23 protein-coding genes and 1 pseudogene are annotated in these 23,959 nt (G+C 44.9%); 9 read left to right on the forward strand and 15 right to left on the reverse strand.

The features are described from left to right. Window positions 1-99: 99 nt before the first annotated feature. A complete protein-coding gene (locus PYR66_20640) occupies window positions 100-2,124 on the reverse strand; it encodes a hypothetical protein (GenBank protein ID WEF27659.1) in 2,025 nt (674 codons plus the stop codon). An 822-nt stretch (window positions 2,125-2,946) separates the two neighbouring features. Here PYR66_20640 and PYR66_20645 point away from each other — a divergent pair. Both PYR66_20645 and PYR66_20650 read left to right on the forward strand, forming a co-directional pair. Beyond that, window positions 2,947-4,467, forward strand: coding sequence for a ParB/RepB/Spo0J family partition protein (locus PYR66_20645; GenBank protein ID WEF27660.1), 1,521 nt, complete (start codon window positions 2,947-2,949; stop codon window positions 4,465-4,467). Continuing rightward, complete coding sequence (locus tag PYR66_20650) at window positions 4,467-5,351, forward strand: DNA adenine methylase (GenBank protein ID WEF27661.1); 885 nt, start codon at window positions 4,467-4,469, stop codon at window positions 5,349-5,351. The genes PYR66_20645 and PYR66_20650 overlap by 1 nt, the downstream gene beginning before the upstream one ends. Before the next feature lie 504 nt (window positions 5,352-5,855). Here PYR66_20650 and PYR66_20655 read toward each other — a convergent pair. Next, a pseudogene (locus tag PYR66_20655) lies at window positions 5,856-7,120 on the reverse strand (integrase arm-type DNA-binding domain-containing protein). A 518-nt stretch (window positions 7,121-7,638) separates the two neighbouring features. On the opposite strand from PYR66_20655, the gene PYR66_20660 reads away from it, so the two are divergent. Continuing rightward, window positions 7,639-8,283 (forward strand): hypothetical protein, encoded by a 645-nt coding sequence (locus PYR66_20660; GenBank protein WEF27662.1) that lies wholly within the window; start codon window positions 7,639-7,641, stop codon window positions 8,281-8,283. Between the two features lie 138 nt (window positions 8,284-8,421). Here the strand turns inward: PYR66_20660 and PYR66_20665 are convergent, their stop codons facing one another. From PYR66_20665 to PYR66_20725, 13 genes are all read right to left on the reverse strand, one after another. Next, entirely contained in the window at window positions 8,422-8,739 is a 318-nt protein-coding gene (locus tag PYR66_20665) for a TA system toxin CbtA family protein (GenBank protein WEF27663.1), read from the reverse strand. A gap of 20 nt (window positions 8,740-8,759) precedes the next feature. After that, window positions 8,760-9,080 carry a type IV toxin-antitoxin system YeeU family antitoxin gene (locus PYR66_20670; protein ID WEF27664.1) on the reverse strand — a complete coding sequence of 107 codons (321 nt, stop codon included), beginning with the start codon at window positions 9,078-9,080 and terminating at the stop codon, window positions 8,760-8,762. Window positions 9,081-9,098: 18 nt separating this feature from the next. Continuing rightward, window positions 9,099-9,320 carry a DUF987 domain-containing protein gene (locus tag PYR66_20675; GenBank protein ID WEF27665.1) on the reverse strand — a complete coding sequence of 74 codons (222 nt, stop codon included), beginning with the start codon at window positions 9,318-9,320 and terminating at the stop codon, window positions 9,099-9,101. 8 nt (window positions 9,321-9,328) lie between these two features. Continuing rightward, a complete protein-coding gene (gene radC, locus PYR66_20680; protein ID WEF27666.1) occupies window positions 9,329-9,811 on the reverse strand; it encodes a DNA repair protein RadC in 483 nt (160 codons plus the stop codon). An 8-nt stretch (window positions 9,812-9,819) separates the two neighbouring features. After that, window positions 9,820-10,278: an antirestriction protein gene (locus PYR66_20685; protein WEF27667.1), complete on the reverse strand. Its 459-nt coding sequence runs from the start codon at window positions 10,276-10,278 to the stop codon at window positions 9,820-9,822. A gap of 85 nt (window positions 10,279-10,363) precedes the next feature. Then, window positions 10,364-10,600: a DUF905 domain-containing protein gene (locus PYR66_20690; protein WEF27668.1), complete on the reverse strand. Its 237-nt coding sequence runs from the start codon at window positions 10,598-10,600 to the stop codon at window positions 10,364-10,366. Between the two features lie 77 nt (window positions 10,601-10,677). After that, on the reverse strand, window positions 10,678-11,088 hold the full coding sequence (locus PYR66_20695) for a hypothetical protein (protein WEF27669.1): 411 nt from the start codon (window positions 11,086-11,088) through the stop codon (window positions 10,678-10,680). 66 nt (window positions 11,089-11,154) lie between these two features. Then, window positions 11,155-11,592, reverse strand: a complete 438-nt coding sequence (locus tag PYR66_20700) for a hypothetical protein (GenBank protein WEF27670.1) — start codon at window positions 11,590-11,592, stop codon at window positions 11,155-11,157. 41 nt (window positions 11,593-11,633) lie between these two features. Then, window positions 11,634-12,170 (reverse strand): DUF4339 domain-containing protein, encoded by a 537-nt coding sequence (locus PYR66_20705; protein ID WEF27671.1) that lies wholly within the window; start codon window positions 12,168-12,170, stop codon window positions 11,634-11,636. A 25-nt stretch (window positions 12,171-12,195) separates the two neighbouring features. Further along, complete coding sequence (locus tag PYR66_20710) at window positions 12,196-12,906, reverse strand: DeoR family transcriptional regulator (GenBank protein WEF27672.1); 711 nt, start codon at window positions 12,904-12,906, stop codon at window positions 12,196-12,198. Window positions 12,907-13,114: 208 nt separating this feature from the next. Continuing rightward, a complete protein-coding gene (locus PYR66_20715) occupies window positions 13,115-13,939 on the reverse strand; it encodes a DUF932 domain-containing protein (GenBank protein ID WEF27673.1) in 825 nt (274 codons plus the stop codon). Window positions 13,940-14,034: 95 nt separating this feature from the next. Then, window positions 14,035-14,898, reverse strand: a complete 864-nt coding sequence (locus PYR66_20720; protein WEF27674.1) for a GTPase family protein — start codon at window positions 14,896-14,898, stop codon at window positions 14,035-14,037. 99 nt (window positions 14,899-14,997) lie between these two features. Next, window positions 14,998-15,909: a hypothetical protein gene (locus tag PYR66_20725; protein WEF27675.1), complete on the reverse strand. Its 912-nt coding sequence runs from the start codon at window positions 15,907-15,909 to the stop codon at window positions 14,998-15,000. Between the two features lie 458 nt (window positions 15,910-16,367). Between PYR66_20725 and PYR66_20730 the strand changes: the two genes are divergently transcribed. The 6 genes from PYR66_20730 to PYR66_20755 all read left to right on the forward strand — a co-directional run bounded on the left by PYR66_20730 (window position 16,368) and on the right by PYR66_20755 (window position 23,944). Next, window positions 16,368-16,955: an inovirus-type Gp2 protein gene (locus PYR66_20730; GenBank protein ID WEF27676.1), complete on the forward strand. Its 588-nt coding sequence runs from the start codon at window positions 16,368-16,370 to the stop codon at window positions 16,953-16,955. Between the two features lie 98 nt (window positions 16,956-17,053). Further along, the gene (locus PYR66_20735) at window positions 17,054-17,260 is read left to right on the forward strand and encodes a helix-turn-helix domain-containing protein (protein WEF27677.1); all 207 of its coding nucleotides are present in this window, start codon (window positions 17,054-17,056) and stop codon (window positions 17,258-17,260) included. Between the two features lie 102 nt (window positions 17,261-17,362). Beyond that, window positions 17,363-17,938, forward strand: coding sequence for a hypothetical protein (locus tag PYR66_20740; protein ID WEF27678.1), 576 nt, complete (start codon window positions 17,363-17,365; stop codon window positions 17,936-17,938). Window positions 17,939-18,221: 283 nt separating this feature from the next. Continuing rightward, a complete protein-coding gene (locus tag PYR66_20745) occupies window positions 18,222-20,636 on the forward strand; it encodes an ATPase (protein ID WEF27679.1) in 2,415 nt (804 codons plus the stop codon). Further along, window positions 20,626-21,195: a hypothetical protein gene (locus PYR66_20750; GenBank protein ID WEF27680.1), complete on the forward strand. Its 570-nt coding sequence runs from the start codon at window positions 20,626-20,628 to the stop codon at window positions 21,193-21,195. The genes PYR66_20745 and PYR66_20750 overlap by 11 nt, the downstream gene beginning before the upstream one ends. Then, window positions 21,188-23,944: an AAA family ATPase gene (locus tag PYR66_20755; GenBank protein ID WEF27681.1), complete on the forward strand. Its 2,757-nt coding sequence runs from the start codon at window positions 21,188-21,190 to the stop codon at window positions 23,942-23,944. Before PYR66_20750 ends, PYR66_20755 begins: the two co-directional genes overlap by 8 nt. Window positions 23,945-23,959: the final 15 nt, after the last annotated feature.

Consider the following 23,959-nt stretch of genomic DNA (forward strand, 5'->3'; position numbering starts at 1 on the left):
ATCTCTATCCAGAACCATTGCTGTTTAATAAAAAAACCTGTACCTGTATCTAAATTTTATTCACCCTGCATGTTACCCAATATTAAAAGTACGAAAGAGCTATAGCATTGCAACAGCTTCAGTACCATCTGCCTTTAGTACAGTTTCAAATGCAGGCCATATATCAAAAAACGGATAAGAGAAATTTATTTCTCCGCACTGGACATTATATGCAAGCTGCTTTACTCTTCGACGCCTTGCAGTAATAGATGGTAATTCATCCAAGAAGCCAAGCATTTTTTCAATAGTAATTTCACCATGGTAAAAACTATCACTTTCAGGACTGTTCTGTATACGTATTCCATTTTTCATTTCGGTAGTTACACTCACCATACGCTCAATAAAGCTATAAATTGCAGTTTTATCGACAACAAAGCATCCCTCTTGATGATAAATGCCCCCAAACACTGAGGTGGTCACAATCATTTTATGAAAACCCTTTGGCTTCCATCCTGCGGGTAAATCTAGAGCATCACGGACCAAGTCTAATTGAGTCGAATAATAATTGGCATAACGTGTCACTTGTTTAATCCAAGAGGTTTTAGTTTTCAGTCCAACATTATCACCATTAATATTCACAAGCGTCTGGTAATAGCGATTAAAATGTACCGGATGTCCATTAGATTTCAACTCAACAAAGAATAAATGGTCTTGAATCACCATTGCACAGTCACAGTCATAATCCTTTCGTACTGAAAGTTGAGCAGCGCAAATTTTAGAATTCTTGATCCTCTGAATAAATTCTCGTTCGTGAATTTTCCCCTTATCATCAATTGAAATATTTCTTGCACTAAAAAGTGACAACAGAGAACGAGTCACACAACTCATTGAAACGATGGAAGGCAACATACAAAGACCATCGTTACATGGTAGTAACGGGCAATCATTTATATCTAATGCTTTATCATCAAATGTAAAATAATCGGTAACCAATGCCGCAGTAATCCAACAAAGGCCACCCTCAACAAAAAGTCGTATCCATTCATCACGAGTATGATAAATAACCCAATCTTTAAGTTGTAAGTTCCCAGGAGTTGTTCTGTGGAAACGTTCATCCATCTCCTGTTTCGCTATCGCCACTAACATTCCATATGCATGTATCCATGCATAAATATTAACTCCCCCATACTCAATATATAAATCCTCTGGTGACATATTTTCCATTTCACTAAAATAAGCGATGGAGAAAAAATCGCTTTCATTAATCCACTCAGGAACTATTGTCTTCAGCCGCTCAATGAAATTAGGACTTTCTTCCAAAACCTTCTGAGTTTCATAATAGACACCAGTACCCCTCATGGTAAATCTTGAGCGTGCAACCTCATAATCCTTATAAGTACAATCCTCATCCACTTCTATGGAGATATTATTTAAATCTAAATAGCTAACCTTTGCATTACAAAACCGGAAAAGATCGCTGATACGATTAAGTGAATCGTAATCATCCCACTCTTTTATCCAACCACCTGCATTTTTTACTGTTTTCTCTGAACAATGATATTCAAGATCAAGAAAATTAGAATGCCGTAACTCTTTAAATATATTACCAGTATAACTGCACACTTGGTCAAATATCATACTGATTGATTTTACATTATGTGGAGTGATATCTTCCGACAGTGGAAGTCCATGCATTCTAAATACGATGGGGAAAATTGCCTCAAGCCGACTGCTTGATATACCATCAAGGAGTGAGCACATAACGCTCAAGCTTATTTCAGAAAATATTAAAAATGCATTAAGCTTATATTCTTCTTTCCTGTAAAAACGTTCATTCATAATCCTAATGCGTCTAAAGAAATCATTATATGCCACATGAATAGTACGGCAGTCCTTCTCCATCTTTAAAATCTCATCACAATGAGAGGGAAAACGAACTAAAAGCAGATAGATGCATTGACCAAAATAACACGTATAATCATCTTCAGATTGTTCAGAAAAACGATTATAGTAAAGCGCTGAAATTTTGAGAACATTCAAAGCTGGTTCAATCTCTACTTTATCAATCCACCCCTGAAAAAACACAATAAATTTCTCAGCATCTTCGGCTAATTTTTTTATCACCCGCGCATCATAATAAATCATTGACTATACCATTAAGAGTATATTATTGTTTTATAAGTATGTAATAGAATAGTCACTCATTACCAGTATTTTCTATTAAAAATGATACTCCAGACGGTCATTCACACTCTGAATCTACCTTTTTTATTTAACTTTGATATACAACGCCATTGCCAGGAGTGTAAAAAACAATCAACTCCAAAAACCAGTTAACGTAATGATGTCGCCGAGCATGTGGTTACTATAAAGGAGAAGAAAACGGGCAAGCAGAAGGTATTCCCGATTAACTACCGGGTGCGGGAGATTACCCGCTGTCACCGTGCTACATATCCGGAAGACAAATTCCTGTTCCAGTTAAAGTCTAACCGGGTGAAGAATCAGCCAGCCAGAGCCATCACTAGAGAGGCAGCAATCCGTGCGTTCAGTGAATGCCGGGGAAATGGTCGCAGAAAAGAATATCAGCAGCCATAGCGCCCGTAGGTGTCGGGGCTGTGCGCCGTGGGAGGCAAGAACACCAATTGAGACGATCAGCAAGATGCGGAACCATAGCAGCCCAGCAGTCACTATGACGTATCTTGATATTATTCAGGACGAAGTAAACCAGACCTACCTCGAGTTGAACATTTAAGGGGAGTGGGAAATGAAGAAAATTTTACTTGGTGCGTGCGCTCGCAGTCTTACTCCTTTTCGAAGACATTCGACACCTCGGACAATGAAAAATAGTGATCTCCTCCCTGAAAACAGTCCCCCATAACTGTGATGATTTAGTGTTCCTAAGATAAAGTAACGTGTTGTAAACTAGAAGATAGTGGATTCGGACAATATTTATACACAGGGGATAACATGGCTCAGGAAAATAAAAAATGGTGGGAAAACAGGGTACTACGCTCAGTTGATAACTTAAAGCTTTGGAGGGATAACCCTCGCCTAGACCCATCTAGCCAACCTGTGCGTGTTCGAGATTTCGTTGAAGAATTAATATCCGATGTAAATGATAAACAGGATTTTATCGAGTTAATTACATCAATAGCCAACCGTGGTTTCGTATCATTCGACCCTATTGTGGTATGGCAAAATCAAGCTGATAAGAATTTTTATGTGGCGGAAGGCAATCGCAGAGTAATGGCACTTAAGTTACTTAGAAATCCAGAAAAAGCCCCAATGACGATTCGTCGAGCCGTAAGTAAGCTATCAAAATCAATTGATAGGGATACAATAGAAAAAATTAAAGTTTGTGTATCACCTAGTTATGATGATGCTCGCTGGTATATTTTGCAACGACATTCCAATGCCAGCAATCAAATTAGATGGCAACGTTTACAGCAACAACGCTATATAATAACCGTATATGACTCTGTTGGTCAAGATATTGATATGACCATAGAGTTAACAGGATTTAAAAGAGCTTCAATTGTTGAAGCTTTACGTTATGTAAAAATCAGAGATATAGCTACGCGACAGGAAGTTACTAGTTATTTATCAATAGAAGAAAGGGAGCAGGTATACAGTCATCGCATAAATATGACTGTCCTTGAACGTTGGTTTGGTAACAGCCAAGTAAGAGAAGCATGGCATATAGAATTTAGCGATGTCGGTGTTGTCATTAATGCAAACCTTAACGATTTTTATGTCGCGTATGCTAAATTCTTAAAATTGATGTTAAATAAGAATAATGAACTAGGAATTGTTGTTAATACCCGAACTATTGATTCACATTTCCAACAAATTTTTGAGTATTTGCCTAAAATTCGACAAGCGTCAGCGGAAGATCAAGATGAGGCCGCTGTTACACCGCCTATGGCTAATCCTCCGGAAAATGAGCCAAAAGGTGATGATAAAACGGATTCAGGCCAAGATTTAAATGGACAAGGAAGAGAGCCAGAAGACTTGAAGCCTACCTTGAAAGGTAACCCTAATCGTGGGCAACTAACTGATGAATATCATGAAATAAAAGTTAGAAGCTATAAAATTAGAGCACTTTTTAACGAGTTGCAAAAGTTACCTCTTCGTAAGTATCCTAATGTTTCTGCTGCATCGATTCGAATTTTCCTAGAACTATCTGTTGATGAATATATCAACAATTGTGAATTGCAACAAAACGTGTCTAAGCGGGCAAAGAGGCCTTACAATGAGGTAACACTGAGCCAAAAGCTGAGTATCTTACGCGGGGACTTGATTGGCGATAAAGAAGCTGACAAAATCATCGATCAGCTATTACACAATAGCAACGACTTTAGCCTGAATACTTTGAATGAGTATGTTCATGGAACAAAAGTTCATAAAATTGAGCGCCAATTCTTAAATCGTTTTTGGGATATGTTACTGCCGTTATTCAGTATATTGATTAGTTTAAAGGAAATATAATGTTTTACTCTCCTTTGAGATACCCAGGTGGGAAATCAAAACTTACAGCTTATGTTCTTGAGATCATGAAGCTGAACACCCTCGAAGGTGGGACATATGTTGAACCTTTTGCTGGGGGATGTGCTATCGCTTGGTATCTACTGATTAATAAACATGTTCGTAAAGTGTATATCAATGACTTAGATCCAGCAATTCATGCATTTTGGCACAGTGTTCTGTATAGAACTGACGAACTTTGCTCGTTGATTGATTCAAGTATCATTACAATGGATGAGTGGCATAAGCAGCGAGAAATATACAGAAGTAATACATCTGATTTTCTTAAGTTAGGTTTTGCAACTCTTTTCTTGAATAGAACTAATCGTTCTGGAATTATCAAGGCTGGTGTAATCGGCGGAAAAGAACAAACTGGAAGATATAAAATTGATTGCCGATTTAATAAAGAGCGGGTTATCGAACAAATAAAATCAATAGCTGCTATGCGTGACTCTATACGCCTAAGTAACTTAGATGCAACTCATTTTATTGATGAGGTGCTTCCTGTAGTAGAAGATAAAGCTTTAATAAATATAGACCCACCTTATTACATTAAAGGAAAAGGTTTATATCAAAACTTCTTTGAGCATAACGATCATTATCGTCTATTTGAAAGCGTAAAACGGATTACTCATCCATGGATTGTCACTTATGATGATACTCCTGAAATTCGTGGCATTTATTCTGAATTTTCTCCTGAGCCATTTGGTTTAACATACACAGCACAAACCAAATATAAAGGGGCTGAAGTTATCATACACTCTCCAGATATCATCAAAGCTAATTTTAAACCAGATGTCAGTTTTAATGAAATAAAGAGACATTATCGAGAATGCAATAAACAATAAATATATTTATTATTAAATCAGCAGGTTAGATCTTTGTATTGTATACTAGTAGTGTTCTATAATTAGAACATTACTGGCAACGCTTAATTGAAGTATCATTGGTGGTGATTCCTTCTATTCAGCATACTCAAATAACCAAGTTATTTTATTCAGTAGACAGCGCCTTAAATTATTTAAATCAATTTTTAATTTAGATTGTTATCTGGTGAATAAAAATTTATTATCTACGAACAGAATCTGATAAGAACTATCATTTAATAAAAAACTCATAGCAATATTTTCATATGCTAAGAGTTTTTACCTGTATTATCAATATTCAAAACAAATGATACCCGCATCTAGAAAAATCAACAAACCATCCGCAATGTTATTATATATTACATTAATACGTTGTCTTTACAGTAATCTGAGTGCGCAGGACCACAGCAAAGAAAAAAAGTCCTCTACTAGGGTTATTAAAAGCTGGTCCAATATTTTTAATTTAAATACAAACTGACAAACATTTCACACGCCATTACCCCGGTTGATCTTCACATAGTCAAACGGCGTAATTGCTCTCTCCCGATTCGCATCCAGAAAATCCGCCCACCACTGCAACATCAGCTTGCGTTCGTCCAGATGTTCCGCTTTATGGATATATGCAGCCCGCACCGAATTGCGTTCCATATGGCTCATCTGCCTTTCCACCGCATCCTTCGACCATAGTCCTGACTCAATTAGCGAGCTACAGGCCATTGTGCGGAAGCCGTGACCGCAAACCTCAACTTTAGTGTCATAGCCCATCACCCGGAGCGCACTGTTTACGGTGTTTTCACTCATTGGCTTACGCGGATCATGATCGCCAATAAAGATCAGCTCATGTTCGCCACAGAACTGCTTTATCTGCTTCAGGATCGCCAGCGCCTGCTTTGAAAGCGGCACCAGATGCGGTGTACGCATCTTTGAACCTCGCTGAGAATGTTTCACATCAGGAATGGGCTCTCGCTCAGGTGGGATGGTCCACATTGACGTTTCAAAATCGATTTCTGACCAACGAGCAAAACGCAGCTCACTGGATCGAATAAAGATAAGCAGAGTGGGTTCTGTCGCCCAGCGGGTTAGCGGCCTGCCGGTATAGCTATCTATTTTCTCAAGCAACTCAGGATGCGCTTTAATTCCAGCGCCGGACGATGTTGTCGATTACCGGAAGCAACCGCCCCAGCCATCTCTTGTGCCGGGTTATAATCAATTAACCCACTTTGTACTGCATAACGCATGATGGCCGTAGTGCGCTGTTGAAGACGAGCAGCAACCTCAAGACGTCCGGATATCTCTACGGCTTTAATGGGCGCTAATAAATCGCGCGTTTTTAACTCAGTGATATTACGTTCACCAAGCGCTGCAAAGAGATTATCTTCCAGACTTTTTAGCACACGATGGGCGTGATCTTCAGACCACTTTTTATTGGTGCCATGCCACTCGATCGCTACCTCTTTAAAGGTTCGTGCTTTACTCTGTTCAACCTTGTCATTTTTCTTTTTGTCTCCCGGATCGATGCTGTTCGCCAAAAGCTTACGAGCCTCATCACGGCGAGCTCTGGCATCTGCAAGAGACACTTCAGGATAAACACCTAAAGCCAACATCTTTTGCTTTCCGCCAAAGCGGTACTGCAGACGCCAGTATCTTGAACCATTTGGGTGGACGAGAAGATGCATACCGTTGCCATCAGTCAGCTTATATTGCTTATCCGTTGGTTTGGCCGTTCTGACTTTGATATCTGTTAGAGCCATGCTTATCCCCTCCCTGTTGGTACAAGCATTATCGAACCGGAAATACCATCATCTGTACCAACATCTGTTGGTAGATGTACGTTGAAGTCGGTTGACCTTGAGAGAGTTACTATAGCGGGAAAGATAGGTAAATACTGGATTTCAGGCACAAAAAAAGACGTCCGTTGACGTCTATTGATGTTCCGATGGTGCGAAGGCCGGACTCGAATTTCAACATTAATCAACTGAATTTTAAGTGATTAACATTTGGATAATTGATGTTATATACTTACATGTATACTCAACTGTTTCCCCTCGAAAATCAGCGTAGTAACATAACGCCTGAATCATCTAAACGATGACACAGCAATCATACCATCCTGAATAATTTCAGCTGGGAATATTTCTCTTTACTAGACAGATCCAACAACTAGCACTTACATAGCAATACTAATGCTTCTTGCCTAACTCTGGAAAAAAAACTCCTGCAAACAAATCAATCTGTTATTTTCAGTTCATTTAAGATTAAGAAGGGAAAGATGATGTTCACATTGGTAAAAGATTTGCTCAATATTCCAGTTATCACAAGCGTCACCCTTGCCATTCTCGCCGCAATTGCGAAAAAGTATGTCCACTTCAGCCGACGGGATTTCTTTTCTCGTTCTCCTTTAGAGCAGATCGAAGCTGTTAAATGGTTAAGGCACTCAAAACCACCATCTTCAGACCCACTAGATGTGGCTGAACAACAATTCCGCCTTCTATCTTTAGGTCTACATAGGGACAGAGATTTATCCTACAGGCTTGTGGCTTTTCATTCCAGCCACTCTCAAACCTATATTCAATCACTCAAAGCGGTATTACGTTGGCCGGGATTATATGATATCAACGATGGCAAGATATACCCCCATAGTCATTTGAAGTGGTCTCTACCACTCATGCTTATTTTTATACTGACCATTATGGGTTCAGAGATAATTAAAAACTATTCACGTGAAGATGTCAGTCAGTTTATTTTCTTCCTAACTATCACCTTAGCTACTCTTATTCCATGGTTCTGGATGTTATCCTGTACTCTCAAGATATTCGGCATCAGTAAAAAACTGAACACATACGTTCCACCAGTCATTGATGCTGAAACCGATAAAGAGGATTTCAGTTCAATCATTAATAATAAATATCCTTAAAATTAGCTATACTTTGTAAATACAATCGCACCTGCCAATAGTGGCAGGTACGATGTATGTTATATAATTTTGGTGAAGACTGGTGATTTAAGTCAGGAAGACTGCTCGGGGCTCTCACAATACAGCATCATTAAGACTTCATCGTAACAAGCCAGTTGCCTGTCGTGCTCGCAGAATATCAACGGCCCGAAGATAAGGTGATTGTTCTTGCCAACTAAACCCTCTGCGATCGATACGAACCAGCTCGTACTTATCCACCAGAAAGTTAATGGCATCAGACAGCGTGATACCGGCATCAATGTGTTCCTGAATCACAGTTTCATCACTAAATGGCGTGTCGTTCAGTGCCAGGCCATAGTGCTGCTCAAGCAGGCGTGTCAGTAACATTTGCCAGACAGCCACGGGCGACAGACAGGGCTCCGCCGCCCGCGAAATTGTAGCAGGTAGATTTTTCATGTTTGCTCTCGTGAAATTTGTTAGCGTTGAGTGGGATAAATGGCGATGTATACGTAGCCGCAACTACCAAGGGTATCGGCTTCGCAGGTGAAACCGTTGTGGTACAGGGTGACACAGTGGGCATGGCGGGGATTCATTTCACTAGTGGTCAGCATGGATTCCATCTGGCTGATAAAATGCGGAAATGCCACATCCAGCTTAAGACATTCGGCATCACTGAACTGACCGGTAATGCTGGCCCGGTCAGTCAGGTAGTGCAGTCGGTTGCCCTCCTGCACCAGACGAGCTCCCAGGCGTGGCGTGATATCCCGCTGCAGGCCCCATGTAACATGACTTCTCATCGGGCTTCTCCTTTATTGTCAGTTCAGAGTGATACTCATCAGACAGGCATAAGGCCCGTTGCGGTCCTGGCGGCGTTCGGCGTATACCGCCAGCACGCCGGAAATGTCAGGAACGACCTTACCGCTGTAATGACAGACACTGCCGTGCCACTGGTACTTACCGGTGGAGTATCGAAAAATGCGGGAGGCCGGATACTGGCGGTAAATCGTCATCGCCCGGCGTTTACTGATAATTTTCATGTAATACCTCAAAGCAGACCGTGTTCAGCAAACGACAATATCTGCGCTCCACCGACGATGAGATGGTCAGGCACACGGATATCAACGAGCTGAAGCACCTGCACCAGACGCTGCGTGATGGTCTTATCTGCCAGGCTGGGCGTGGTGTCACCGGAGGGATGGTTATGCGCCAGTATCACTGCTGCCGCATTGAAGTACAGGGCGCGTTTGACCACCTCACGAGGATGTACCTCGGTACTGCTAATAGAACCAGCAAACAGGATTTCATGGGCAATCAACTGGTTCTGCTGGTTCAGATACAGCACCATAAACTCTTCGCGCTCCAGTCCCGCCATTTTCAGTTTCAGCCAGTCACGGGCAGCCTGAGTGGAGGTGAATGCCACGCCTGTTTCGCGCAGGTGTCGGTCAAGCAGCGTTAAGGCGCGTTTTACCGTGCGTTGTGCGGTTAGTGGTAGTGCCGGAGCTGGTGGGATAAGTGACTGTTCCATCATGAGTGTCCTCAATCAATAATGCGCAGAATGGCGCTGGATTCAGAGTGCTGCAGAGCGTAATCCCGCAGTCGGTAATAGTGCTCCGTCATGGCATCGCATTCGGTGCGACAGGCGTGATGGCTGTATTCAATCAGGCAGACAGCAATACCTGCGGCTTCTGCGCTCATTTCCGCACAATTGCCGTTCATGCCGTTGAACAGATGCCATTTATCGTCTCCCTCAGCATCAGGGGCCATAAACGCGCCGCCATTACTGAGCGTGTAAAAGGACCAGATACCACCGCTGTATTCATCACAGAAGCGGTCCATCCAGGCGAAAATACGGGGTTCCAGCGTTATCCACTGAGGGATAGTGCCAAAGTACAGCGGCCAGAAATCAAGACGCTGTTCGTCAGGTACTGGTGTTGCAGTAAGGTCAAATTGAGGTTCATTAGCGGGCATCAATTCGCATTGCGTTTGTGTCGTCATGGATATTCTCCGTCAATAAAAACGCCAGCGACGATGGCTGGCGTATGGGAAATAAAGGACATGCAGGGATGATGAATGGATGCGGTCAGGAGGAGGATGCTCTGAGGATGCCTGACTTGCGGATATAACGGTTAAGCTCTTCACCGGCATCAGGTTCAAAGCACCACGCCCGCCAGACCATTCGACCTTCAGAGTCACGAACCACCAGACGGAAGTGGCTACCCTGGTCATCTTCAATGCTGATGTTGTGATACCGGCGGATAACAGCTTCAGCCAGCTGTCGGGTGAAAGGTCCCGGTGGCAGCATATGAGATTCAGACATTCGGTGTACCTTAAAAGCAACAGCCCCTGACGCAGATGCGTCAGGGGCTATGGTAGTATGCAGGTGTGGGGTGATTATCAGAAACCCGTCTGCACCTTATATAGGCGCAAAGTTTTGCTGCCCCGGACAATCTTCACATACAGGGCATTATCTTTTGTGCCACGAACAAACCCGGCCTTTACATCTCCCTTGCAGTCACCACCGTCATAAAGGATGTTAAGTCCGGTGTTAAATACCAGGTCAATAATCCCGAAACTTAAATCTTCACAGGCTGGACCGGGCAAATCCTGAATCAGAGCAAATTTATGGTCGTCGCTGACACCGGTCAGTGAACACATGGAGGTGTTGATGTCGTTTCCCTGGCACCAGTACTCCTGTCCGGGATTGTCTTTATCCATCAGGCTTGCCGGAAGTTGAGCTGCACTGGCACTGAATGCAGCAAGTGACAGAATGAGGGCGGGTACAGCAGAGGTCATCATTTTCAGCATGGTTTTCTTCCTGAATTAATCCAGCCCGCTGTCGGGCAAAATGAGAGAAATTGATATCGGGTGTCATCAGAAACGACGGTAGCGAAACAGCTCTTTGCCCTGGTACAACGCCACCAGGTCGTCATATTCCGGCTTCTTCTGGTTGGGCTTAAAGGTCACTACCGTGCCCGGACGACACAGGTCTTTTACGGTGAGACCGAATTTCTTGTCCGGAGTAATGGTGAATCCCTTCGACACATCGTTGCGCATGATAGTTATCCAGCCCCACAGGCCACCTTCGCAGTCCTTAAAGGGTGCTGAACGAACTGTTACCATCCCACCCAGGCGATCAACAGACATGGCTTCACATTTTCCAGTAACCTGACGATGCGCATCACACCAGAAAATATTCCCGTTGTTGTCATTGACGACAGCAGGCAGCGTCCGGTTATAAGGCTGGGCCTGAACTTCTGCACAGAGCAGAAGGCTGCCAGTAATGCCCAGTATTTTAATCAGCGTTTTCATTACGTTGGTCCTTAACAGAGAAAGTATCAGGTAGCGACGATTCAGGCCCAGACAGTCAGGCCCAGCATCACCAGCCATACCCAGAAGTAAGCCGGTTTCTGACCAAGGGTTTTCGCCCGCCGCCACAAATAGAACGGCACCAGCCAGGCAAGTTTGCCGAACGTGGTGGTATCCACTCCGGCCTTACGCAGGCGTCGTTCATCGAGATACCCCAGTGCGATATTGAGCAGCAGCGTGATGAACCAGTACTGCCCACCCGAGACGGCCTCATATGCCTCGTCAAATGACATCCCGCTCAATCCTGCAGTCCACAACTCCAGCGCGTAGCCAATGAAGGGAGCAAATGCCAGCGTCCACACAACGCCACCCGGAATGCGGTTCCCCGGCAGCGCTGGCGGTGTGGTGCTCCGGAGCAGCGCCGAAGAAAGCGGAGTAGCGGAGACCGGCTGCCACTCTGCCATTCCCTGTCGCCACACCAGAGTGGATGCAGTCAGTTCACCGCGCATAATCAAGCTGGTGATGTCGTCTTCGGTCACATTGTCGTGACGTATGCCATTTTTCTCGTAATGCCAGATCATTGTTTTTCCTTCTTAACAGAGATAATTAAATCAGTGTGTTGCCCGGTTCCTCCTCAGAGGGCCCAGGAGACAAGACTTCACGGATACAGCTGAAGTGCGGAAGGGCCCGGATAAAGCCCGCCTGTGTGGTTAACTGGCTGAGACGTTTTAGTGGGGTGAACGTTGTGTTGAGGACTGTCACCGCATGGATGGTCGCCAGAGGATGCACGGTGATATACCCGTTAAGTTCACCGGTGAGGTACCAGCAGCCGTCGAATGAAATCAGTCGGTACGGGGCCAGCCCGTCACAGCGCTCTCCCTCGGCCAGCAGCAGTACCCGCTGGCAGGCGGTAATGGCACTGACGAGGCGGTAAAACACCAGCGAGCTGGCCGGTGACACTGACTGTGGGGGTTGCCACACCAGGCAGGGCATCCCTCCTGCAGTGAGCAGCATGCCCGCCAGACGCCGGTCCAGCCCCGGAAAAATATCGGCCAGTCCTGCCCGGTGAGCAAAGGTCAGCGCATCCAGCTCGCCCTGTACGCCTCCACCGGTACTGCGCAGGCGGCATTGCCCCCGTCGATACTCAAGGTCGAGGTACATCAGCCGTTCGCGAAAATCCCGTCGCAGGGTACGGACTGACACACCAAACTCTGCAGCCAGCCGCGCCATGTTCAGCGTTTCACCTGCAACCAGGCGGCTGATTATCAGTGACAGCCTGACAGCCAGCCGGTCATGACGGCGCTCTGCCTGTGTCATCTTAAATCTCCGTAATAGTTAACTGACTGAATATGAAATGATTCTAAAGAGGGGGGCGGACAGGGTATGGACATGGAATGAACTATTTTTTATCTGCCACCGGAAGCAGGCCCGACGCGGCACATCGTGAAATACGGTGAAAAAACACTCAATTCAGTGGAGGTAAAACGGACAGGGAGTGTCCTTTCCTAACATGCTGATAACAAGCTCAGGACTGAAACCCACTCAGCATCGCTTCAGCCATCACCCAGAGAGCCCGGTTGAGCTTCACATCTCCGTCGATACCACGCACGGCGCGGGTATGCATTCGCCCGCCTTTCGCACTCCGGCCACTGAGCCCGCCCTTAATCAGGTTCTCTTGAATACGCTGATATGTGGTCCACAGATCATTGCTCTCATCCTGCCAGCGGCGTGGGGAGAGTATCTGAGGTGCTGTCACTGGCTGGTGGTCCTCACCGAAACGGTACGTCAGTGCAGCCTGTGCCAGAGCCTGTTGTGCAGGTGGCGGCAGCATCAGCGACTGCATGGCATCCCGCTTCTCTTCCACACGGTCAAAAATACCCAGCACTTCATACGCTCCCTCAATCACCTGACTCACGACATCTCCTTTGTGCGGCACACGCACCTCGCCAAACGACTCACCGCAGACAAGCCCGTTCTGGCATACCGCGCGGAATAATCCCGGCAGCATCTGATACGAGCTGGTGCCGTCATGAGAGTTGAGCAGAATGATTTCCGGGACTTGCTTGCCGGTAATTTGTCCCTCCCGACGCAGGCGCAGCATGTGCTTTGTGTGCTCGCGGCGACCTGGGTCACGCACTCTGGTCTGACAGGCAAAGAAGGGCTGAAAGCCTTCGCGCTGCAGACTGTCGAGGAGAGAAATCGTGGGTATATATGTGTACCGTTCACTGCGAGATTCGTGTTTGTCCTCACTGAAAACACTGGGCACTACACGAAATAGCTCTTCGTGGGTTAACGGACGGTCACGACGGATAAGATTTGATGCACCAAAGCGCGAAGCCAGACGGGTCATAAGCAGACTCCTCATGATGGGAAAATAAAGACAGAAAAGCCCTACCGCTCAATCGCGGCAGGGCTCAGGAAACTACGGGTTAGAAGGGTTAATGTTCAGAAGAAGAAGTTCCAGACTGCACGAGCGACCGATACCACGATGTCGCGTACAGACTGGATGACAGTCCGAACCGGGGACGGTATCAGGGGCATGGAACTTACTGTGTCCAACACCGAGCCGACCGTTTCACCAAAATCGTCAAGGGCTTTTTTATTAATGGCATCGGTACGAAGTGGATCACTAAGCTGTACCGCCACCGGACTACTGGCCTCCCGCGGCAGGCAATGAATCATCCGTTCAGCCATTACCCGCAGCCCCCATTGCAAGCGTACCGACACCACACAGATAGGGTTTACAGGTTGGAACAACTCATGCAGTAGACAGATTTTGCGGCTGATATTTTGTTTCTGCTCTGAAGACAGCTTTTCACCACCGCTGGTGGGTTCAACCTTGTCGGACTGACTGATGACAAACAACACCTTATGCCGGTATGCTTCACCAATCACCTGCCGGTAAAAATGTTCATCCACCGCTAGTGCTCGATCATCGGCCTTAATCAACCACAGCACCAGGTCGAGCCGGGGAAGTTGTTCACGGTAGAGTGCGGCATATTCAGCATCCCGGAGTTCGGACTCTCCTACACCGGGTAGGTCCATAATTGTCATAAAGCGTTTGCCGAGCTGTAGGCGAAACTGCAGTGGTTTTCGAGTACATGCCGCCACATCACTGACCGGTGATATATCCCCAGCAAACAGGGCATTACACAGGCTGCTCTTGCCTGCTCCGGTTTTCCCCATAATGCCTATTACAGGCTCGTAGTGGGTTAACTGATTTATCTGCTGCAGAATGCGTTCAGAGACCCACTGGGGCAGGCCGGAAAGCGGTTGCTGCAGTGACTGCAGACCGTCAAATTGTTTCATTACTGCTCCTCCGAAAAAAGTATACAAAAACGGCAGAACTAAGAGGTTCTGCCGTTAATGGGATATGTTCAGAGTGATGATATATATCTGTGATCTTTTTTAATTTTCCCAACTTTTCAGTTTAGCTTTTGCGTATGCATCATTGATCAGCATCTCAATCAATTCATTGATTTTCATTTCATTTTGGCTTGCTAGATAATCAAGTTGTCTCTTACTATCTTTGCTAATATAGGTATTGAGAACTTTTTTGTTTGCAACACTATCTCTGAATTTTTTCTGACCCCATGCTTTTTTTGTTTTTATAATAAACAATTCACCTTCAGCATCGGATTTATCCTCAACCCATTGATCAAAGATTGAATGAACTTTCAGATTCAAATTTTTTTCAAACCAAAAATCCACATTACCATTAATCATTTTATTCTTATCGAAGTAAGACATCACCCACTGATAATCTGCCAAATATTTAGCATCATATCTGGCTGATGAGAACCAAAACGGATTGCCAAATTTTTTCTGGATACGGAGCCATGACCTCTTCAAACGTTCTAAGGTGGAACTGATATTATTAAGGCTTGATACACGACATTGATAGTCTATCAAAAGAATTACCCCATCATAATTTACGCCACCCTTATCAGAACCAAGGCTCCATTCAGGTAAGGTGATATCAAGAAGAGAGGGGGTATTATTATTTGTATATAACTTATATTCGGCATGAATATAATTAGCAACAAATGACAACGAACGCTCACAATCAATCCACTCAAGTTCACTAAAAGGTATTAACTTACCTTCAACCTCTCGCCTACTCTTTTCAAAGAAATCTTCCGCACTCCAATACTTAACCATTTCTTTTTTATTCATATATTTAATGCAAGACTCTTTGAAAAGAGTGGTATCACCTATTCTTTCCACTAATTCACGAGACTCATCAGCATGCATTAATGCTGAGCGAAAGATATTCCAGTAAAGCCATAAATTTACTCTTTTCGTCCAGAGACTGGCCACTCGTTTTCCTGAACTCATCATAACCTCAAACGTAAAAACAATCGTAGAAAAAAACGTATCACTCTACGTAGTATACTACGTTCCATTTTTATTGTCATAAACCTCTCCACCCGCACCACATACCTTGTTTTTATTGGCTTTTTAGAAACATTAACGTACATCATGTAGATACGCATTACGAAAACACTAAAATTAACTCGTTGCCACTAACGGCTGTCACTGGCAGAAAGGCAATGTGAATATAAAAAGCACGGATACCGATAAGTGCTATCAGGTTAAAAATAATTAAGGTTATTTGGTATTATAGATAGTAGTTCTCGATTGATAGCCATCTTCCATCCCCATATGGGATGATACATATCCGTCAAAAGCGATTAAAACCTACTTTGCAAGCATCCTGTCAGTGACAAAAAAACATATGCACTAGTTCCTTTGAATTCATACAAAGGAACTACGCAATGCAAAGATATTATCCACATTTAAAGAAAGTCATCCCTAATGACTTCCTGCTGAATTTGATTAATCACCATCTTAATCAGGTCCTGGCATGTCACTCCAAAGTACTGGCCTTTAGAATGGATTTTAATTACCAGCGAGGCACTAACCGATTTATTCGTAACTCTTCCATCGAAATACAGGATGACCTTAGAGAACTGACGCAGGCAATGATCACTCTTCCCGGAGTTATCAGCGTTTTTTGGGTAGTGGAATGGACATCTGAAGGGGCTGTTCATGCTCATGCCATTTTTTATCTTAATGGTCAGGAACATCAGAAATCATTCCCATTTATTTTACAGGCAGGAGAACTATGGCATCAGATTACTCATGGAGAGGGGAAATACCAGCGATGCAAGCCCCAAAAATATCATCAGGACAACATTAACAATGTTGTCCGATACCAAAACAACGATGCCGTAAGCAGCTTGAGACGCATAGTGAGTTATCTGACAAAAGAAGACCAGAAATATGGCTTCCTGATCTGGGGATGCAATGAGGTGCCACCACCAGCACGACAGGGAAGACCCAGAAAATATATACCCGGCTAATACTATTTTTTACGGCACCACCGGTACCTATGCCGGAGCGGGAAGTAACAAGAATAAGACCTTCTCCGGTTTCCATTCAGATACCGGAGAATCAAATCATGACTATTCAAATTTCCCTGCTCGAAGACCAATTCATCGATATGGCATTCATTACGCAACTCACCCAGTTGACCGACAAATGGTTTTACAAACTGATTAAAGACGGTAAATTTCCAAAACCGACCAAGTTTGGCCGCAGTTCCCGTTGGCGTAAAAGTGAAGTCGAAGCCTGGCTGCAGGCTCGAATCGACGAATCACGCAGCTAGATAGCTCTCCTTACATATCACTTTCCTGACAGACACACTCTTTATCCGCTCATTGCATAGGTTTGCGGCTGCCTGTCATTCAGTATTCAGAGATAATTCACCATGAAAGAGACAAAGACGCGATATAACAGTTTGCTAGTCAGCTATCAACGTTGGCTAAACGGGTTCACAAAACTGGCCATCATAAATGGCATGTGTCATCCCAATATTCAGGCCAGCCACCATCTGATGGTGGGCAGTCTGTACTTTCCCGGCGCGGGGCAGATGACTGCAGTGGTACCTCAATGCCTTTACCGACTGATTTACGGAAGTCAGCATCCAGAGCCAGTGTCGGTAGTGACTGATATGCAAATCAGCCTTGAGACAAAGCAAAAAACTTTACTGCACCACCCAATGCTTGAAGGGATATTGCTAAGTGAATGTATCCGCCTGAAACAACGCCCGCTAGCAAACAGGCTGATTAGCCTGTTACAACAATTCAGCTCACCAGAGCATCGCCACAAACTGGTCTGGCTATGTTGGTACGATCTGATGATGGGGGCGACGCTGGAAGACTGGCTGGATAACCTGAAACGTAAGGCACCTGAAGCTCTAGGCTTGTGGCTGGTTGGACGGCAGGAGGAAAACATATCTCTCACGCAAATGATGGATGAATATCTGCTATTTACCGGCCACTGATATCAGTTCCGATTTGTGCCGAAGTGCTTTCTCCCCATGCTGACTCACTGAGAAAGGCGACAGACCCTCCATAACCACAAACAACTCCTCGATAGTCAGCACTACTCGGATTATGATTAAGATCGCTTGATATAGCTCTCGCAAAGTAGACAGGTGCGTAAAGCTACAAGTTTTTTTTAAAGCAATATTGATTTTGGCTCCGCCTTTCGCGGCTTCTTTACCAAAGCGTGCGACATAGCGCGTAGTCTCCACAATACCAGTCTCTCAACGCTAGGAGCGAAAATTGGCTGTAAAAGAAGAAGTGTCTTTCATCTCGCCTGAAGAAGAAGCAGTGATTAGAGGAGACAAGACAAATGCTCCAGAGCTATTCACTTTTGACTGCGGACAGCTTCCATTCGAACGCATGGGTGATGCTCAGTTTGAGCTTCTGGTGGCAGACATCTATCGAGCTGAATATGAAAGTAACGCTGAAAACTGGTATGACAGGGTAAGCCGCTTAAACGACGGTGCTGACCAAGGTCGAGACGTTGTCCTGTACAATGATGGGATACCAACAGGGGTAATACAGTGCAAGCGCCTCAAGAAAAATCTTGATTTAGGTACGGTTATCTATGAGATCTGCAAGTTCTTCCTGTATGCGCACATCAGACCCCAGATCGCGCCACATCCTGGAACATCCTTTAAATACTACTTTGCGGTTGCCGATGGTGTAACCACTGAAGCTTTCGAGTTCCTACAGGCATCAGGTCAAAAACGTTTCGACGACAATATTTCGTCATTTGAAGATGAATGCGGAAAAATACTCAAAAAATCAAAAACGCTTCACAAAGATGCACGGCTCAAAGATCTATCTCCCAAGCAACTGTGTGAAATAGTGTGGCAGTGGACTCCCCTTTTAGATACAAAAATCCTTAAGAAGGATAGTTTATCAAGCTTGGTGGCCAAACACTCAAAGGTGAAGAATACCTATTTCAAACTGGATACTGATGCGACTCAGATAATCGAGGTCATCAAGCAGTATTTGGCATCCCAAGGCGGAGCATTTCCTGAAGCCGATCAACCCTATCTTCAGAAAATCCGCACAGAGTACATCGACCGAGAGTTGTGTGAGGTAGACCACCTCAATATCAGCCTCATCCAAGGTCCAGAACTCATCCCATTTTTAAAGGGCATGCTTGCCACAGAAGTGGGTACCTTTGAACAACATTTTGGCAATCGCCCTGTGGTACTCACTGCCGGAGCAGCCGCTGCCACTCCTACACAGTGGAGCGAAATAAATGAGCTGGTAAAAGCCTATCCGTATCCACTTGTCTTCATGGTCGGATGCGGAGAGGTTACTGGTTCCATGCTTATCAATTGGAAGACAGTCGACGGAATGTCTTGGGTAGATCCAACTTGGCGACCGGCTTCTGCACAGAAATTTAAAGCTGGATGGTGCTGGGTAAAAGATCCTGACAACGAAAGTATCAACTGCTACATACTAGTTGAAAACGAGCCAAAGGATGCAGGCTTTGATCGCGGGAATGTTTCGCTTCGACTGGCTTTTAAAGATGTCATCGTTTGGCCAACTTTGGGAAATGATTTTACAAACTCGATCCACCGTAATAACTCCCTATTACGAAGAATTATAGCTAGTCAGGTTGAGGACAGGCTAAAACGTCCAAATCTGATTTTGGCCTCCCAGCATATTACTGATCTTACGGAGTTCGTGAAAGCTCTTTTGGATTATCATGCACGGCGATTGGTGTCCCCGATTGCAGTTGCAGCCGCTAACAGTGGACGTCTGCAAAGTTGTCAGATGCAGCTTCATAGTGCCACAGGGATATTCCCCTCCGTCGATAGCGAACATAATACTCGAGCAAGTCCGCCTGCGATGCAGCCCCCAAGCTGCGTGATGCGCAGGAGCACTAGCGGAGGACTGACCCTCACGTTGACGTGGGATGCGAATCTCACACTGGAACGTGCGAAAGGGCAGCGATTGCAGGGGGGTGTAGTCCAAGACGATCTAGCACCCGCAGCGCTGGAGTTTCATGAACTCTTCAACCGGCATCCTCCAGACCCTGATTACCCCGAATCGGTGAAGAAGGAATTTTCATTACTGGATAACTTCGTCCAGGATGGGGGAATCAAGGACGTCAAGGATTTTGCTTACCAGACCCGATATGGGGTGACATCTACGCACGGATTCACATTGGAGGAATTGACCAATTCTGGAAAAAATGTGATGAAGGCGGTGCAGGCTCTAAGCTACCTAAAATCCCACAAGGATTCGGCTTGGGTTACTGAGCCAGGTAAAAAGGGCCATCTGCAGTTCACTGACCCCAACCAAGGTGATTACAACGTACTCGCGTGGGCTAATGACGGGTATCGCGTAAGGCACATGTCAAATGATCTTTATCGGTGGGCAAGAGATACCGCCAATCATCCACCGCTCGTAGTGTTCGGCAATGGTGTTGGGAGAGTGAAGGATGAAAAGCCTAGTAAGCTCAGTGAACTCAATGGTTCCAGCAGCGAACGCTTTGATATTACGACGGGGCCAAGTGTGAAAGATTCCATCACAGATGTTGCAATGGTAAACAACGTCTACTTTTTTGCTCTCAATGAAATTGAGTCGATGTACGATGAGTCTGATGATGAATCGGCAGAGGAGTTCATGGATGATATTTCCAATCGTAGGAAAAAATTAGATGCTCAATGAACTGATTCATCTCCTTGAAGAGCGTGCTGTCGAAGCTGGCTTCACTTCCCCTGAAGACCATATATTGTTGTTTGCTGATACGCCGTACTGGCCGGGTCCGCCTTTGGAGACTCAAGTGAAGTACTGGTCGACTAAGTTTGCATCAGTACTGCTTGTACAAGTCGATTGCCAAACGCCTAAAGAGGCTTGGATACAGACGAGACAGGCTGAAGCTTTCCTGGATGCTGCACTTTTACAACGCGAAAGAAAGGGGGTAGTTGTTGATGGTTATCTGGTACTGGCGCTGACTCAGTTCACTGATGATTTCCGACAGTTCATCAATGATGTGGAAAAGGACACCCGCTTTGTGCGGAAACACGTTGTTTATCGAGATACTAGTGGCTGGCAGCGTTGCCAGCGCATCACTCCACTTGGGCTGGGTGGAAAATCTGAGCAAACCGAATTTTCCGGATTTGTACCTGAAAATGAACAAATGGCTGAGCTTTTGACATCTCTTGGGAGCGTTACAGGTAAGGAATTAGCTCGTCATCATGGAAAGGAGTGGGATCTAAATGAATAATCTTCCTATTAAGTTTCTTTCGGTGGAGATTCGGAATTTTCGCGGGGTTCCCGATGTTTTGCAAATCCCGCTCAATGCACCATTAACTATCATTCATGCAGCTAATGGCACTGGTAAAAGTACAATTTGCTATGCATTAGAGTGGCTGCTTACTAATAAAGTGGATGACCTTCCAACCACCTCAGACTTTTCTTGTCAGTGGGGGGATGGTGATACTTCTGTAAGTGCTGAATGTGAGATAAACGGCGAGACGTGCTATCTAGAACGGGTCAATGGAAAAGCTGCATTAAAAAAAAATGGGGAGACTCGCAAAAAGAAGATTAAGGATGCCGAACTGCTTGAGATGCTCACACCATCCTCAGTTAAGGGCAGTAGTACTCAAGCTACTACTAAGGCCCGCCGCGACTGGCTTCGCAATTGCCGATGGTTGTATGCAAACTCATTAGCCCTCCTTGTTGACAATAGCAAGTCAGAACTAAGGCAACAAATTTTTGCTGACATATTGGGGCTTGGTCATCTTACAAACACGCTCAGCAATCTAAAGGAATACAGAAGTGATCTTCCTAGAGTCCAGGGACTGGAAAAAAGATTGCAAAGCCTTGCCATTGAGATTCAGACACTCGAAGAAAAGCTCTCCACCAACCAATTGGGACGGGAACAGCTCTCTCTCAAGTTGAAATCTATATTAGAGACATTTCCCAACACTCGGGTAACGGGAAATCTGTTGGATGACTTCAAAACAGCACAATTGGAAGTCGCTAAACTGCAGCAGACCACACAGCGCAAAAAGAACCTGCTGAACCAACTGCAGGAAGGATGGCTGGGGTATGAATCCGGCCTGCAACAGCTTGAAAGCAGTCGTAGTTTACTCACAAAGATTACCCAGTCCAGCTCAGCCTTGAGCGATGAGCATCGTCAGCTAGCTGAGCAACTTGCTAGTGTCGAAAACCAGATATTGCAAGGGAAATTAGGAATTGAGTGGGCACAAAAAAACATCGATGTTCTCAATGACTGGACAGGCATCATCTCGGATCCAGACTTCGTTCGGATCTTTCCTCAAACTGAACTAAGTTTCCAGTTCTTGGAGCAAAATTTTGTCGAGTATGGCTGGGAAAGTGACAGGCAACAGCGTTGGTTAGATGCTATTGAGTATCTGATCAGCAATAGAGAACTTCTGTTAGATCTTCTTAACGTCAAACGGGATCTATCTAGCAAGCCAGTCCAACCACCGGCCAACCTAGTGGAGCTATTAAAATCTGCAGATGTAGCTAAGCAAGCGCGTATTACAGCACAGGGAGAGTTCGATGCCCTTTCAAATGTCATCAACCGCCTGAGGGCATTGGGGCACGAAGCGTCACATTCCCTTTCGAGTGGGCACTGCCCGTTATGCGACCATGACTGGAAATCAGCTGATGTGCTGCGAAAACAGCTTTCCGATGCCAACTTATCGCCCGAACTTCAGGCTGCAAGCCATAAACTAGTAGTTGCACAGTCGAATGAACAGATCTGTGTAACGACACTACAAAACGCCAAGCTACAGCAATCTTCTTTTGAGGATTACGTTACTCGGGTAAAATCTATAAACGATAAACTGAAGGCCATTGAGGAAAGAACCAGTTATCTGAGCATCATGGATAAATCTGAATTCTCACATTCTGACATTACTAGTCTTCCGCATTTATTGGCTCGCATTAAGTCTGCGATTAGTGCGAAAAGCATTGCAGAAGCATTATCGCAAGTTGAAGAATTCTTTCAACTGCCTACCTCCCAGACCGTAAATACCGGCGTATCCAAAGCTCTTCAGGCGCTTGTGCAGCATGCACAGCGCTTCCAGCAACAGTTCGACTCAGCCAATGCTATACGGCCAAGCCTTACCCTCTCTGTCAAAGAGAAGCTGGAAAGTATTGAAATAAAAACTAGAGAATCACATCAGGTCAACGCCAGCATTGCGACAGTTTCTCAAATGGTAAATCATTTTCAAAGCCAATGGAATGAGGTCATTGGAACTCTTCCCGTCGCCAAAAATATACACACTTCAACCCAAGCAGCGGTTGAACGAGACCTTCTAAAAGCGGAGGGGTATGTAGTAGAGCTTCGCGATTGTGAAATATGCTTGAGTGTTGACTCTGATACTGAACAGTTAATAAGACTCCGTAGTGAGAAAATAGCGGTCGAAGAAAAGCTCAGGATGGGGCAAAGCCACATACTTGTCGCTGATAATACGATTACACAATACGGCGATCATGTTCGTAATGCGACTGTTTCTAGCCTTGCCCCCCTCCTTGTCCCTGCTACGGAGTTATTCTCCAGAATGCACGCGAACGAGGTATATCACCAACTAAGTGTTTCTGGCGATGATTTGAATTGGATGGTACTTGCTGAAGGTCATGAGACACCATTAGAAGCAGAAGAGAAGCTAAGCCAAGGACAGCGACAAGACTTAGCACTATCACTCTACCTTGCAAGGGCAAAGAATACCGGTGGAAGCTTCCTGTTGGATGAACCTATCGCTCATTTAGATGATCTAAATCGAGTAGCCATGCTGGATATTTTCAGACTTGTGGCAACCTCAATGCCGAACATGAACTTGATCCTGACAACTGCAAGTGACAGCTTGGCTCGACATCTTGCGCAAAAATTCTCAAGCCTTCCGGATGAGCACTTACTTAACACAATTTATTTAGAGGGGAATCCTCGCACAGGCGTCAAAGCAACTGTGACAAGAAATTCAATTGGTCTTGCTTCTTAAGCTTTATACTAGTAT

The sequence above is a fragment of the Klebsiella aerogenes genome (assembly GCA_029027985.1).
GTDB lineage: Bacteria > Pseudomonadota > Gammaproteobacteria > Enterobacterales > Enterobacteriaceae > Klebsiella > Klebsiella aerogenes_A.